Source organism: Pseudomonas sp. fls2-241-TYG-175, from assembly GCF_030209155.1.
GTDB classification, from domain to species: Bacteria; Pseudomonadota; Gammaproteobacteria; order Pseudomonadales; family Pseudomonadaceae; genus Aquipseudomonas; species Aquipseudomonas viridiflava.
On record NZ_JARVSO010000035.1, the window covers coordinates 65,755 to 80,421 of the forward strand.

Annotated in this window: 9 protein-coding genes; 5 read left to right on the forward strand and 4 right to left on the reverse strand. The window is 59.8% G+C overall.

Annotated features, from left to right (window positions below; all coding sequences use genetic code 11):
* Positions 1-64 precede the first annotated feature (64 nt).
* Positions 65-2,560, forward strand: a complete 2,496-nt coding sequence (locus tag QRN20_RS21490) for a dermonecrotic toxin domain-containing protein (RefSeq protein WP_122613406.1) — start codon at positions 65-67, stop codon at positions 2,558-2,560.
* Positions 2,561-2,594: 34 nt separating this feature from the next.
* Here the strand turns inward: QRN20_RS21490 and QRN20_RS21495 are convergent, their stop codons facing one another.
* The 3 genes from QRN20_RS21495 to QRN20_RS21505 all read right to left on the reverse strand — a co-directional run bounded on the left by QRN20_RS21495 (position 2,595) and on the right by QRN20_RS21505 (position 8,995).
* Complete coding sequence (locus tag QRN20_RS21495) at positions 2,595-4,397, reverse strand: acyl-CoA dehydrogenase (RefSeq protein ID WP_285361148.1); 1,803 nt, start codon at positions 4,395-4,397, stop codon at positions 2,595-2,597.
* Positions 4,398-4,590: 193 nt separating this feature from the next.
* The gene (putA, locus tag QRN20_RS21500; protein ID WP_122412979.1) at positions 4,591-8,544 is read right to left on the reverse strand and encodes a trifunctional transcriptional regulator/proline dehydrogenase/L-glutamate gamma-semialdehyde dehydrogenase; all 3,954 of its coding nucleotides are present in this window, start codon (positions 8,542-8,544) and stop codon (positions 4,591-4,593) included.
* A gap of 166 nt (positions 8,545-8,710) precedes the next feature.
* Positions 8,711-8,995 (reverse strand): hypothetical protein, encoded by a 285-nt coding sequence (locus QRN20_RS21505; RefSeq protein WP_134672669.1) that lies wholly within the window; start codon positions 8,993-8,995, stop codon positions 8,711-8,713.
* On the opposite strand from QRN20_RS21505, the gene putP reads away from it, so the two are divergent.
* Positions 8,994-10,481 (forward strand): sodium/proline symporter PutP, encoded by a 1,488-nt coding sequence (gene putP, locus QRN20_RS21510; RefSeq protein WP_122412980.1) that lies wholly within the window; start codon positions 8,994-8,996, stop codon positions 10,479-10,481. The genes QRN20_RS21505 and putP overlap by 2 nt on opposite strands.
* A gap of 84 nt (positions 10,482-10,565) precedes the next feature.
* On the opposite strand, the gene QRN20_RS21515 is transcribed toward putP, so the two are convergent.
* The gene (locus QRN20_RS21515) at positions 10,566-11,237 is read right to left on the reverse strand and encodes a polysaccharide lyase family 7 protein (RefSeq protein WP_058430898.1); all 672 of its coding nucleotides are present in this window, start codon (positions 11,235-11,237) and stop codon (positions 10,566-10,568) included.
* 317 nt (positions 11,238-11,554) lie between these two features.
* Here QRN20_RS21515 and QRN20_RS21520 point away from each other — a divergent pair, with 317 nt between their 5' ends.
* From QRN20_RS21520 to QRN20_RS21530, 3 genes are read left to right on the forward strand one after another with little or no spacing between them, the layout of a single operon-like run.
* Positions 11,555-13,684: a two-component system response regulator gene (locus tag QRN20_RS21520; RefSeq protein WP_122412981.1), complete on the forward strand. Its 2,130-nt coding sequence runs from the start codon at positions 11,555-11,557 to the stop codon at positions 13,682-13,684.
* Between the two features lie 41 nt (positions 13,685-13,725).
* Positions 13,726-14,247, forward strand: a complete 522-nt coding sequence (locus tag QRN20_RS21525; RefSeq protein WP_029243092.1) for a YgjP-like metallopeptidase domain-containing protein — start codon at positions 13,726-13,728, stop codon at positions 14,245-14,247.
* Positions 14,248-14,270: 23 nt separating this feature from the next.
* A complete protein-coding gene (locus QRN20_RS21530) occupies positions 14,271-14,567 on the forward strand; it encodes a winged helix-turn-helix domain-containing protein (protein ID WP_025993562.1) in 297 nt (98 codons plus the stop codon).
* The last annotated feature ends 100 nt before the right edge of the window (positions 14,568-14,667 follow it).

The following is a 14,667-nucleotide window of genomic DNA, read 5'->3' on the forward strand; positions in this document are numbered from 1 at the left end:
AGTGCATGGCTTTCCTCAAGAGCAAAGACAGGACGTCATGCACTCAACAACTCACAAAACCCGGATGGCAAAAGCTGCTGTCGATGTCTGGACGGACAAGGCGCTTAAAGCCCGTGCAGTCTCTCTCATGGGCGCCTATCCAGATCTTTACAGTCTGGCCTTTCAGGTTGCACGCACAATCATTGCCCGGCATACCGACAAGGTACTCGACCCTTGCAACGTGTATTGGCATCGATTCACGAATGCAGACAACAGTGGTCGCACGTTTTCCGGGTGGGAGCATGTCGGTCCACCCTCCGAATCCGTCACGCTGATTGAGCTGGTGATGCATCGCTTCAGCGCCAGTGACAACGTTGCCGCCGACGAGCTGAACACTTACAGCGGTTTCTACCACGCAGGCCCCGGCGAGCGTTTCTACAGCGAGCACAACGAAGTGCCGATCCTGCCCAGTGATGTGCTGAAGGATTTCTGGGCACAGGATTTCGCCGCTGACTGCAAGCGCAAGGCCGATGCTTTCTGGCGCGCTCATGGTCAGGATTTCTGTACCTTCGCCAGGATAAGCCTGTTGTCTTCGGCGGGCCTTGCGGTCAGCAGAAAGCAGCTGCAGACCGATGACTTCGAAGCCGTGCTCATGGCTGTCAACGGCAGCCGCGACACCGTTGATGCATGGGCGGCGGTGCAGCAGGACAAGCCATTCACTCCGGGCGTATCCCTGCGGGTGTTCGAGCTTGCCGGTCATGCATCGAGGGACATGCTGCTGATCAGCAACGCCGATGGACGGCAGATTCTCTACACGGCTGGCGCTGAACCGGCGTTTCAGCGGTTTGCCACTGAAGAGGCGCTTTATCAGTGGCTGCAAACGCAGATCGCCCAACCTGCCGACAGGGCGGCTCTGGTGTCGCACTTCGTTCGTGAAGACCAGCAGCAGACCGCGCTGGGCGCAAGGCTCGCCAAGCTTGTCGTGAAACCGTGGTCAGTTGATCAAAAGGTGATCGGACGCCAAGTCCCGGCGAGCCCCCGGCCTGTGTTCGAGCATCTGCGTGATGTGGCGCACAAGGAGATGAACGAGGATATTCACCGTCAATTGACCAGCAGCGCCAGCTTGCGCAAGCAGATGTGGATCGGCTACCTGAGTGCGTTCATTCGACTGGCGGGCGGTGTGTCGCCGCTGGCATGGCCGATCGCGCTGAGTCTGGTGGGCGCCGGTATCGCGAGCGTCGGTCTGAATATCGATCAGGCCGTCAACGGGCGCACCGCGCAGTTGCGCAAATCGGGCGTGCATGGCGCGATCATCAACTCGGTGTACCTGCTGTTCAATCTGCCGCTGTTGGCGAGCATTGGTCGTACCGCCGAGCTTGCGCCAATTGCGGAGGATCCGGCGGCTGCGCTGGCCGGTCTTGAAGGCAATGAAGTGCTGGAAGACGTGCCGGTGGCAATGGAGGGGCATGCCCAAGGTGTTCATGTCCTGGGAAATGGCCAGACCTGGATCACCCTGGACGGGTTTCCCTATCGGGTGCGGTATCTGGAGGACTTCAAGACCTGGGCCATCGTCGATCCGGAAAACCCCTACGCCTTCAATGGCGCTCGTCCGGTAAGGCGCAATGAGCTGGGCGAATGGGAGTTGCTCCGTAAACCTGTGCTGCGGGGCGGCAATCCACCCGTGGAAGGTTCCAAGCCCTACACCACGGCCTCGTCACCCTTCTGGGATGCCCATATGCAGTTCAATCTGGCAGAGGAACAGCGTCTTTCTCGTGTCGGCAATGAGCGTCAAAGGGATCTGATGGACATCTATGAGATGGATTCAGAAGAGGAAGTGGTTTCCGACTCCGAGGGCGAGGACGTTGTATTCGATGCATGGCGTGACAAGCACCGGGTCTTCAAGACGGCGGACGACGACTACTACGGCGGAGCGATTACCCGGTACACCGAGGACGATGACGCCTATAACCAGTTCCTGCGCACCGGCGTGCCTGACGGTACGAGTCAGGTCGAGGAGCTGGAGAAACTGATAGAGGACATTGGCGAGATCGAGCACAACAACGATGTGCCGCTGTATCGCGGCGGCAGTGGCGAGCGCGGCACGTCAGGCGAGGTTTTTCGAAAGGGAACACTCAAGGTCGGCGACGTGCTGGTCAATACCGACCTCACCTCGTTCAGTGAAAACCCTTACATCGCACGCGTCTTCGCCAGCAGCCAGGGCGGCGTGGTGTCCACGCTTCACGAGGGGGAAATCACCTTCGATGACACGTCCGTGGTCTTCGAGCTGCCTGCCAAGGAGTACCTGGCCGCGACACCGATCAGCCCGTTCTCCAATAGCCCAAGCGAAGTCGAATCCCTGTTCCTGCCGGGCAATTATTTCGAGATAAGCCGCGTCGAAGAAGTCGCAGGTGCCAATTACCGTTTCATGAACGTGCAACTCAGGCAGGTGCCGGTGGAACAGGTCACAGGCCCTGCCTACGACCTGCGCACCGGAGAGCTTTTCAGTCGCGAAGCCTACGCCGCGAAGCTGGGTGAGGATGCGAAAGTACTGGTGGATACCTTCTTTCCGCCACAGGGATAAAGTTCGTCGTGATGCGCATCCGTGTGACGTCGAATCAGAACCACTCGTTCTGCATCGACAGGCACACGTCATCGCGGGCTTGCAGGATTGCCAATTCGTGATGACAGGCCGGTACTTCCCAGGTCAGGAAGTACCGTGCCGCCTGTAACTTACCTTTGTAGAAATCAACGTCGGCCGCGTTGCCTCTACTTAATCCCTCTTCGGCACGAATGGCCTGTTCCAGCCAGCGCCAGCCGATCACGGTGTGCCCGAACGCCTTGAGGTACAGCGCCGAGTTGGCCAGCGCGACGTTGACCTTGCCTTGTGCCAGATCGGTCAGCAGGCCGACGGTCACGCCCTGCAACGCCGTTACCAGTTGCTCCAGCGGCTGACGCAGGTGATCGAGCTGACTGTGGGCGCTGGCGCGTTGTGCAGTGTCGGCGATCAGACTGACCAGTTGCTTCAGACCGGCACCGCCGTTCTGCGCAAGCTTGCGGCCCACCAGGTCCAGCGACTGAATGCCGTGGGTGCCTTCATGGATCGGGTTCAAGCGGTTGTCCCGGTAATGCTGCTCGACCGGGTATTCGCGGGTATAACCGTGGCCGCCGAGAATCTGGATTGCCAGCTCGTTGGCCTTGAGGCAGAACTCAGACGGCCAGGATTTGACGATGGGTGTCAGCAGATCGAGCAGTTCGTGGGCTTGCAGGCGGATCTGCTCGGTCTCGCCGGTCTGTGCGTCGTCGAACAGACGGGCCGCGTACAGGCCCAGGTCGAAAGCGCCTTCCACATAGGCTTTTTGGGTCAGCAGCATGCGCCGCACGTCGGTGTGCTGGATGATCGACACGGGTGCGCTGTCCGGGCTTTTGTTATCCGGCAGACGACCTTGCGGCCGTTCGCGGGCGTAATCGAGCGAGTACAGATAGCCTGCGTAACCGAGCATGACCGCGCCCATGCCGACGCCGATTCGCGCTTCGTTCATCATCTGGAACATGTAGCTCAGGCCTTGATGCGGCTTGCCGACCAGATAACCGACGCACTCACCGTTGTCGCCGAAATTGAGCGCAGTGGAGGTCGTGCCTTTCCAGCCCATCTTGTGAAACAGCCCAGCCAGCAGCACGTCGTTGCGCTTGCCGAGGCTGCCGTCTTCGTTGACCAGAAACTTGGGCACGATGAACAGCGAGATGCCTTTGACCCCGCCCGGCGCATCCGGCAGCTTGGCCAGTACCATGTGCACGATGTTTTCCGACAGGTTGTGATCGCCACCCGAAATGAAAATCTTGTTGCCGCGCAGCCGATAGGAACCGTCTGCTGCGGGTTCGGCGCGGGTGCGGATGTCGGACAGGGAAGAGCCTGCATGAGGCTCGGTCAGCGCCATGGTGCCGAAGAAACGACCCTCGATCATCGGTTGCAGGAAACGCTGCTTCTGCTCGTCGCTGCCAAAGCTTTCGATCAGATTAGCCGCGCCCATGGTCAGGAACGGGTAGGCCGTGGTCCCGGCGTTGGCGGCCTGGAAGTGAGCGAAGCAGGCTTGCGACAGCAATGTGGGCAACTGCATCCCGCCCGCCTCGAAATCCCGTGCAGCATTCAGAAAACCCGCTTCCAGAAACGCATCCACCGCAGGCTTGACCTCCGGGATCAGCACCGCGGCACCATTCTCGTAGCGCGGCTCGTTTTCGTCAGCCTTGCGGTTGTGCGGTGCGAAGTACTTCTCGGCAATGGTCCGCGCCGTGCCAATCGCCGCATCGAACGTCTCACGCGAGTGCTCGGCAAAGCGCTCGCGGCGGATCAGGGCTTCGGCATCCAGCACTTCATACAACTCGAAAGCCAGATTGCGGGAACTGAGCAGCGACTCGGACATGGCAACGCACCTTGACTGGATGTCGCTCCAGTCTAGGCGGCTGAACGGGGAGGGGGTAGCAAGATTGATGCGGGTGATGAAGGTCAGTGAGCAGTGGGTATCGTGGCGTCTGCCTGAGTGTGACGCAGAGCGTCACGGGATGCATGCCCACGCGGAGCGATGGGCACGATCAGTGTGTGACGCCAATGGTCAATCAGCCGATGGTCATCAAGCTAGCATTACCCCCCGCCGCTGCGGTGTTGACGCTCAACGCCCGTTCGATCACCAGACGTTCCAGCGGGATGTTGGTCTCGCCGTGGGACAGGCCGTTGACGCCGACAATGGCACCGCTGCGTTGGGCGATCTGCTTGCAGATGGCGCGCAACTGGTCCGAGTCGCCGTGGTGCATGACCGCGTCGATGATCACTTCGTCCTTGGTCCAGTCAGGCACCAGCTTGATGCGTGCCTGAACCTCTTTCGGCAGACGGGCGCGCAGCGGTTTGCTGATCTCCGTTTCCGGCCAGACGGCCGAGCTGCCCACCGCCAGCACTGCGGCCAGTTGGGTCAACAGATCGGTTTCGTCATCCGCCAGGCACAGCACGTGCTCGCGCGGCAGGATCGCGTAGCTGTTGCGCTCGCCGGTCGGGCCGGCCAGTTGACGAGTGATGCCGCTCTGCGACTGCTCGGCGTACTGGCTGCACAACATATCCAGCGCAGCATGCTGATGGCTGGTCGCCCAGCTTTTCAGTGCCTGCAACGGCTTGCTCATCGCTTCTCGCAGACGCAGATCCGGGGCGGACAGGGCGTCGCCACGTACGAATGACTTCTCGATGGCATCCTGAGGGCGGGTCGACAGCAGGCGGTACAGGTACAGCGGACCACCGGCTTTCGGGCCGGTCCCGGACAGGCCTTCGCCGCCGAATGGCTGAACACCCACCACAGCACCGACGATGTTGCGGTTTACGTAGACGTTACCGGCATGGACGTTGTCGATCACCTTGGCGATGGTCTCGTCGATGCGGGTGTGCACGCCCAGCGTCAGGCCATAACCGGAAGCGTTGATCTGGGCGATCAACTGGTCCAGTTCCTTGCGCTTGTAGCGCACCACGTGCAGCACGGGGCCAAAGATCTCGCGTTGCAGTTCGTCGAAGCTTTCCAGCTCGATCAGCGTCGGCATCACGTAGGTGCCGCGCTTGAGTTCGGCGCTGTCGGCAATGGCCACCTGATATACGGTACGGCCTTTGTCGCGCATGGCCTGGATGTGTTTCTCGATGCCGGACTTGGCTTCGGCGTCGATCACCGGTCCGATGTCCACGGACAGACGCTCAGGGTTGCCCAAACGGCTTTCGGCCATCGCACCCTTGAGCATTTCGATGACGCGGTCGGCAGAGTCTTCCTGCAGGCACAGCACACGCAGTGCCGAGCAGCGTTGACCGGCGCTGTCGAAGGCTGAGGAGACGACGTCGATCACCACCTGTTCGGTCAAGGCCGAGGAGTCGACGATCATGGCGTTCTGGCCGCCGGTCTCGGCGATCAGCGGAACCGGACGACCCTGCGAATCCAGACGGCCGGCCACATTGCGTTGCAGCAGACGGGCGACTTCGGTGGAGCCGGTGAACATCACGCCTTTGACGCGCTCGTCACCCACCAGTCCGGCACCGACGGTTTCGCCGCGACCCGGCAGCAGTTGCACTACGCCTTCAGGAATACCGGCTTCCAGCAGCAGGCGCACGGCCTGCGCGGCGATCAGTGGCGTCTGTTCGGCAGGCTTGGCCAGTACAGGGTTGCCTGCGGCCAGTGCAGCAGCCACCTGACCGCTGAAAATCGCCAGCGGGAAGTTCCACGGGCTGATGCAGACCACAGGCCCCAGCGGGCGATGGGCGTCATTAGTGAAATCATTGCGTGCCTGCACGGCGTAATACCGCAGGAAGTCCACGGCTTCGCGTACTTCGGCAATGGCGTTGGCGAAGGTCTTGCCGGCTTCGCGGACCAGCAGGCCCATCAGCGGCTGGATCTCGCCTTCCATCAGGTCGGCGGCACGTTCCAGAATGGCGGCGCGTTCGGCGGGCGGCGTGGCCTGCCAGATCGGACCGGCGCTCAGGGCGCACTGGATGGCGTTGTCGACATCCTGAACGGTGGCTTCCTGAACATGGCCCACCACGTCACGCAGATCGGACGGATTCAGTGCCGCGTTGGCGACGCCTTCGCTGGCCGGACAGCCGAGCATCGGCGCGGCTTTCCAATCATTGTGTGCCGTGGCCAGCAAGGCCGAAGACAGCGACGCCAGACGGTGTTCGTTGGCCATGTCGATGCCGCTGGAGTTGGCGCGTTCGCTGCCGTACAGATCGCGTGGCAACGGAATGCGCGGGTGCGGCAGGCCGAAACCGCCTTCCTGCGTCGCCATGCGTTCGATCTGGTTGACCGGATCGGCCACCAGTTCCTGAATGGAAATGGTGTGGTCGGCGATACGGTTGACGAATGACGTGTTGGCGCCGTTTTCTAGCAGGCGACGCACCAGATAAGCCAGCAGCGTTTCATGGGTGCCGACCGGTGCGTACACACGGCACGGACGGTTCAGCTTGCCATCGGCGACCTTGCCTACAACCTGCTCGTAAAGCGGCTCGCCCATACCGTGCAGGCATTGGAACTCGTACTGGCCGGGGTAGTAGTTCTGACCGGCAATCTGGTAGATGGCCGCCAGGGTGTGCGCGTTGTGTGTGGCGAACTGCGGGTAGATGACTTCCGGTGCAGCCAACAGCTTGCGGGCGCAAGCGATGTAGGACACATCGGTGTACACCTTGCGGGTGTAGACCGGATAGCCTTCCAGGCCTTCGACCTGAGCGCGCTTGATCTCGCTGTCCCAATAAGCGCCTTTCACCAGACGAATCATCAGGCGATGGCGGCTGCGTCGGGCCAGATCAATGACGTAGTCGATCACGTACGGGCAGCGTTTCTGGTACGCCTGAATCACGAAACCGATGCCGTTCCAACCAGTCAGTTGCGGCTCGAAGCACAGGCGTTCGAGCAGGTCCAGCGACAGCTCCAGACGATCGGCTTCTTCAGCGTCGATGTTCAGGCCGATGTCGTATTGCTTGGCCAGCAGCGTCAGCGACAGCAGGCGCGGGTACAGCTCTTCCATCACGCGCTCGTATTGGGCGCGGCTGTAGCGAGGGTGCAGCGCCGACAGCTTGATGGAGATGCCCGGGCCTTCATAAATGCCGCGACCGTGGGAAGCCTTGCCGATGGAGTGGATGGCCTGCTCGTAGGACGCCAGATACTTCTGCGCGTCGTGTTCGGTCAGCGCGGCTTCACCCAGCATGTCATAGGAGTAGCGGAAGCCCTTGGCTTCGAAGCGGCTGGCGTTGGCGAGGGCTTCGCCAATGGTTTCGCCGGTGACGAACTGCTCGCCCATCAGGCGCATTGCCATGTCCACGCCCTTGCGGATCATGGGTTCGCCGCTCTTGCCGATGATGCGGCTCAACGATGACGTCAGGCCTGCCTCGTTGTGCGTGGCGACCAGCTTGCCGGTCAACAACAGACCCCAGGTGGCGGCGTTGACGAACAACGACGGGCTGTTGCCCAGGTGTGGCTGCCAGTTGCCGTTGCTGATCTTGTCGCGAATCAGCGCATCGCGGGTGCCCTTGTCCGGAATGCGCAGCAGCGCTTCGGCCAGGCACATCAGCGCGACGCCTTCCTGCGACGACAACGAGAATTCCTGCAGCAGACCTTGAACGATACCGGCACGGCCGCCAGCGCTCTTTTGGTTGCGCAGCTTTTCGGCGATGGAGGCGGCGAGCTTGTTGGCAGCTTCGGCCATTGGCACCGGCAGGCGCGCCTGCTCTAGGAGCATCGGCACGACTTCAGGCTCTGGGCGACGATAAGCGGAAGTAATGGCGGCACGCAGGACGGACTGCGGCTGGATGCTTTCAGCAAAATCCAGGAAGCATTGCAGCCCGGCGTCGTCGGCCAGCTCGCCACGGTCATCGCTGTCCTTGCTCGCAGAACCGTTGAGTTCCAGCAGGGTTGCACCACTCTCCAGCTTTTCCAGGTAATTGAAGATCGCCTGCTTGATCAACCAGTGCGGGGTCCGGTCGATGGAGTGGGCGGCTGCTTTCAATCGCTCGCGGGTCGGGTCGTCCAACTTGACGCCCAGAGTGGTGGTGGCCATGTATTGTCCTCATTGTAGCCACTACGAACGTGGCATCGGCTTTGGCGCAGATTAGCCTCGCACTGGTATGGGGTGCAACCGGGTGCAACCTTTTTTTCAGAATATTTCACGCCGGTGTCACAGGTTTATGATCAAAAACAGCGAGTTGCTCTTTCGCGGGGCAGATTTATTTGATCAACGCCGGTTTGCCGCCCCAAAATAGGGCGCTGAAGCCTGAAAAACGGGTTTTCGAGAGCAGGTGCAACTTGCCTGTTGAAAGTGGTTGCACCTTATTCAAGTTGTTTAATAGGATTCGTTCCCACGGTGCAACCGTAGTCATTGAGTGTTCATTTTCCATGAAGTGGACAGTCAGCGCGGTGTCGGGTGCAAGGGCATGGGTGGGCTGAGTTTCAGTTGTCATCCCCTTGGTCATCAGGTGCCAACATAAAAACAATGCCAAGGCAGAACTCATGAGTGTCAGTAACCCTACCTTGATCACGTTTGTGATCTACATCGCGGCAATGGTCCTGATCGGCCTCATGGCCTATCGCTCGACCAACAACCTCTCCGATTACATCCTTGGCGGACGCAGCCTCGGCAGTGTGGTGACCGCCTTGTCGGCCGGTGCTTCAGACATGAGCGGCTGGCTGCTGATGGGCTTGCCGGGCGCCATCTACATGTCGGGCCTGTCGGAAAGCTGGATTGCCATTGGTCTGATCGTCGGTGCCTACCTGAACTGGCTGTTCGTGGCCGGTCGTCTGCGTGTGCAGACCGAGCACAACGGTGACGCCCTGACCCTGCCGGACTATTTCAGCAGCCGTTTCGAAGACAACAGCGGCGTGCTGCGCATCATCTCGGCTGTGGTGATTCTGGTGTTCTTCACCATCTACTGCGCTTCTGGCATCGTTGCCGGTGCACGACTGTTCGAAAGCACCTTTGGCATGTCCTACGAAACCGCCCTCTGGGCCGGTGCGGCCGCGACCATTGCCTACACCTTCGTCGGCGGTTTCCTGGCTGTGAGCTGGACCGATACCGTTCAGGCCACGCTGATGATTTTCGCGCTGATCCTGACGCCGATCATTGTGCTGCTGGCGACTGGCGGCGTGGACACCACTTTCCTGGCCATCGAAGCGAAGGATCCGAGCAGCTTCGACATGTTCAAGAACACCACCTTTATCGGCATCATCTCGTTGCTGGCCTGGGGCCTGGGTTACTTCGGTCAGCCGCACATTCTGGCGCGCTTCATGGCGGCAGATTCGGTCAAGTCGATTGCCAAGGCTCGCCGTATCTCGATGGCGTGGATGATCCTCTGCCTGGGCGGCACCGTGGCGGTCGGTTTCTTCGGCATCGCGTACTTCTCTGCGAACCCGGGTGTGGCAGGTCCTGTCACTGAAAACCCTGAGCGGGTGTTCATCGAACTGGCCAAACTGCTGTTCAATCCGTGGGTTGCAGGCGTGTTGCTGTCGGCAATTCTTGCGGCGGTCATGAGCACGCTGAGCTGCCAGTTGCTGGTGTGCTCCAGTGCGTTGACCGAAGACTTCTATAAAGCGTATCTGCGCAAAGGCGCTTCCCAGCTGGAACTGGTCTGGGTCGGCCGTGGCATGGTGCTGCTGATCGCAATCATCGCCATTCTGCTGGCCGCCAACCCGGAAAACCGTGTGCTGGGTCTGGTGAGCTATGCGTGGGCGGGCTTTGGTGCAGCGTTCGGTCCAGTGGTACTGATTTCGGTACTGTGGAAAGGCATGACCCGCAACGGCGCGCTGGCCGGTGTGATCGTCGGTGCCGCCACCGTGGTGCTCTGGAAGCAGTTCAGCACCATGGGCCTTTACGAAATCGTTCCTGGCTTCATCTTCGCCAGTATCGCCATCGTGTTGTTCAGCCTGATCGGCAAAGGTGCTTCGGAGTCGATGCAGGCGCGCTTCCTGGCGGCCGAGAAGGACTTCCAGGCCAATCGCTGATCCGTAACGTTTCGGCGTTCATAAAAGAACGGCCCGTGCTCTGATGAGTCCGGGCCGTTTTTTGTTTGCGCAGGTGCCTGTAGCTCAGGTCTTGTTGTGGTCGATGTCCAGGTTATAGAACGTGGCCTTGCCGCCTTCGCTGCTATAACCGGTGTGGTCCTGGGTGTAGACGCCCGCCTTGAAGTAAAGCGGCTTGTCTCGCCAGCTTGAGCTGATCTGCGTGTTCCAGTTCACGTCCCGTGCACTGACGCTCAGCTGGCCGCCGGGGCTCAGGTGAATGATGTATTTGAATTTCTCGTTGAGCGGCACGCCTTCGGCAATCTTGTAAACCTTGCTCTTATCGTCGTCGAAGCGTTTGCGCACCTTGACCACGATATCTCCGGCCTTGTCCTGGTCCTTGTACTGATACTCGACCTTGAGCATCGGTTCGGTACTTTCGTACGCGTGTATCTGGCCGATGACGATCTTGCCGGAAGACGGCACCTGATCCACTTCCAGCGTGGCATTCAGGAAATTATCCGCATCGCCGTACATCCAGTTGCGCAAGGTGCCGTCAGGCCAGGTTTCCCGTAACTCACTGCGTGCGTACTTGGCATTTTCGGTTTTGGAACCCGTAACGGGCGCCCAGAAGAAAATCGATTTGGAAGTGGATTCGAAGTACTTGCCGTCGTAACCCTTTACCAATTGTGAGGTCTCAATGGTCTTGGGTGGCGAGCCTACCGGAATGCTGAGTTGCCACGTCGCAAGATCTATCATTTTTATCCGTCCGAATATGTCTGTTTGCCAGCAAAGGAAGCCTCTAGCCAGAGGGTTTCAGCGTGGCTTTATACGGGTTGTAGGACAATTTGTTAACGCAAAATTGCCGGTTGAATGACGTCAAAGTGCTGTCACTTTTCCTACAGGGCAGCGTGGGTGGGGCCTACAGGAAATGACCGTTAGTCGGGTAGTTGGAAGTTTGATGATGGCAAACAGCTGGCTAGCTTCTGCTTTTTCCAAGACGCGGCTAGAGTTGATTTCATATGTATGACGGTCTTCCTGAGCTTCAGGCGTCGTACCACAGATAGAGAAGCAGCATGGATCGCGCGCAATTCGGGCCAGCCGATGGCTCCTCAGTGTTACTGGTTGTAGATGACTATCCGGAAAATCTGGTAACGATGTGCGCTGTCCTGCAAAGGACAGACTGGCATATCGTCACGGCCAGCTCGGGCATCGAGGCCCTCACCATTCTGCTGGAGCAGGAGGTGGATCTCGTGTTACTGGATGTGCAGATGCCAGACATGGACGGCTTTGAAGTGGCCCGTCTCATGCGTGGCAGTCAGCGTACCCGTCTTACGCCCATCATCTTTCTCACCGCCAACGAGCAGAGCAAGGACGCGGTACAGAAGGGTTACGCCAGCGGCGCGACGGATTACCTGTTCAAACCCTTCGATCCGAACATACTCAAGCCCAAGGTCCAGACCCTGCTCGAACAGCAGCGCAATCGTCGTGCATTGCAGGCGTTGTCGCAGGAGCTGGAATCGGCACGGGCGTTCAATGCCTCGGTGCTGGCCAATGTGGCCGAAGGCATTCTGGTCGTGGATGAACAGGGCGTGATCAGCTTCGCCAACCCGGCCATCTGTTCGCTGCTCAACGCCACCGTCGAGCAGCTGTGTGGTACGCGAGTGCTGGATTACATCCAGGAGCCGCAGGTTGCCGGCTGGCTGGACTCGGGTTTCTACAAGCACTATCGAAGGGCCGACACCTATCGCGTGCACGATGCCGTTCTGAGAACGACCGAGGGGCGCCAGTTGCCGGTCGCGTTGTCCTGTGCGGCGTTGCCTGCCGAGCAGAAAGCCATGGTCCTGACCGTTCTCGACATGTCGGTGGTGCGTGATCTGTATCAGCAGCTGGAAAAGCAGGCGGTCACCGATGCCCTGACCGGGCTGCTCAATCGGCGCGGTTTCTATCAGGCTGTCGAAGGCATGCTCGGGCGCAACGATCAGGTCGGCAAATGCCTCGTGGTCCTGTACATGGACCTTGATGGCTTCAAGCAGATCAATGACGCGCTGGGCCACGATGCAGGCGACGAGATTCTGCTCTGGGTGGCCGAGCAACTGAAAGAAAGCATGCGCCCCTACGATGTTCTGGCGCGTATCGGTGGTGACGAGTTCACCGTGGTGATCGACGGGCTCGACTACCCCGAGCAGGCAGCAAAGATTGCGGAAAAACTTATCGAGCGCGTCTCGGGTCGTCGGCACATCGACGGCGTGGAGATCAGCATGGGCGCCAGCGTGGGGATTGCCACGTATCCCGATTGCGGTGCCAACCTCGACGGATTGCTGCGTGCTGCCGATATCGCCATGTACGAGGCCAAGCGGGCAGGTCGTCAGCAATACCGATTTTATGATCACAACATGAACGGCCGTGCCCGGTCGCGACTGATGCTGGAAGAAAGCGTGCGCACGGCCATCGACGGCAAGGATTTCTCGGTCGTTTATCAGCCTCAGATTCATGTGGCGGACGGCAGACTGCGTGGCTTCGAGGCGCTGCTGCGCTGGCAGCACCCTGCGGTGGGGGACGTACCGCCAGCCTTGTTCATCCCGTTGCTGGAAGAAACCCGGCTGATCAACAAGCTGGGCAGTTGGATCTTCGATCAGGGGGCCGAGCAGCGGCAGGCCTGGGCTGGCGTATTTGCTTCCGATGTGGTGCTGAGCGTCTGTGTCAGCCCCACGCAGTTCTGCATGCCCAATCTGGTGTCGGAGCTCAAGCGAGCCATGGACCGCTTCGGCCTCAAGCCGGGCCAGCTGGAGGTGGAAATCACCGAAAGCTCGCTGGTGCACAACCTCTCTCACAGCCACAAGCAGTTGGGGGAGTTGCATGACATCGGAGTACGCATCGCGCTCGACGATTTCGGCGTCGGCGAGTGCTCGCTGTCGCACCTGCGCAACCTGCAACTGGATACCCTGAAGCTCGACCGGCATTTCGTGGCCAACATTCTGGGCTCGCCGCGAGAGGCTGCGATGGCACGAAGCATCATTGATCTGTCCCGCAACCTCGACATGCTGATCATCGCCGAAGGTGTCGAGACACAGGAGCAGTACCAATGGCTGGCCGACAGCGGCTGTCAGGTCGTACAGGGCTTTTTCGTCGCCCATCCGATGCTGGCGGAGGAAGCGCTGCACTTCCCGGCACAGTTTGAGGTGCCAGGCTTGAAACGGGGCTGATTGCGGTAGACTGGCGTCTTTCAAGCCTGTGCTTCGACGTCATGACCAGTCACGTTCCACTCAAATACCTGCAGGCCTACCCTCAGGCGCTGCAGGATCAAGTGCATCAACTGATTGCGCAGGGACGGCTTGCCGACTACCTGCAGCAACGTTACCCGGCGCGTCATCAGGTGCAGAGCGACAAGGCCCTGTATGCCTACGCGCTGGCGTTAAAGCAGGATCATCTGCGCAATGCGCCCAGTATCGACAAGGTCCTATTCGATAATCGTCTGGACCTGACCCATCGTGCGCTTGGCTTGCATACTAAAATTTCAAGAGTGCAGGGCGGCAAGCTCAAGGCCAAGAACGAGATTCGTGTGGCGTCGCTGTTCAAGGAGGCGCCACCGGAATTTCTGCAAATGATCGTGGTGCATGAACTGGCACACTTTCGTGAGTCGGATCACAACAAGGCGTTCTACAAGTTGTGTGAGCACATGCTGCCCGGTTACCACCAGCTGGAATTCGATTTGCGCGTCTACCTGACGTGCCGCGACCTGCAATCCGCCTCTGGATCGATCACCTGAACAACGCATTGAAGGATACGACGATGGAGGTCAGCAAGACCAAAAGCAGTTTCTATCGCCGCCTGTACGTGGCGTACCTGATCGATTGCCAGCTCGCCAGCAGCGTCCCGGAACTGGAGAAAGTCACCGGCATGCCGCGCCGCACCGCCCAGGACACCATCGCCGCCCTGGCCGATCTGGACATTCAGTGCGAGTTCGAACAACAGGACGGTGCCCGCAACCTTACCGGGCGATACCGCATCATCGACTGGGGCGCCATCGACCGCGACTGGATCACCCATCACCTGACCACGATCAAGGCGGTGCTGGGGTATCCGTAAAGAGGCGTGCGTTGATGATCGTTACCACGCAGAGCGCTCAGCGTGATACACAAGTCCGCCTCAACACTGATCGTGCCCATCGCTCCGCGTGGGCATGCCG

Coding starts and splice junctions, on each gene's coding strand:
- QRN20_RS21490 (WP_122613406.1), top strand. CDS start 65: ATGGCAAAAGCTGCTGTCGATGTCTGGACGGACAAGGCGCTTAAAGCC.
- QRN20_RS21505 (WP_134672669.1), bottom strand. CDS start 8,995: ATGAGTTCTGCCTTGGCATTGTTTTTATGTTGGCACCTGATGACCAAG.
- QRN20_RS21515 (WP_058430898.1), bottom strand. CDS start 11,237: ATGATAGATCTTGCGACGTGGCAACTCAGCATTCCGGTAGGCTCGCCA.
- QRN20_RS21495 (WP_285361148.1), bottom strand. CDS start 4,397: ATGTCCGAGTCGCTGCTCAGTTCCCGCAATCTGGCTTTCGAGTTGTAT.
- putA (WP_122412979.1), bottom strand. CDS start 8,544: ATGGCCACCACCACTCTGGGCGTCAAGTTGGACGACCCGACCCGCGAG.
- QRN20_RS21525 (WP_029243092.1), top strand. CDS start 13,726: ATGACCAGTCACGTTCCACTCAAATACCTGCAGGCCTACCCTCAGGCG.
- QRN20_RS21520 (WP_122412981.1), top strand. CDS start 11,555: ATGGATCGCGCGCAATTCGGGCCAGCCGATGGCTCCTCAGTGTTACTG.
- QRN20_RS21530 (WP_025993562.1), top strand. CDS start 14,271: ATGGAGGTCAGCAAGACCAAAAGCAGTTTCTATCGCCGCCTGTACGTG.
- putP (WP_122412980.1), top strand. CDS start 8,994: ATGAGTGTCAGTAACCCTACCTTGATCACGTTTGTGATCTACATCGCG.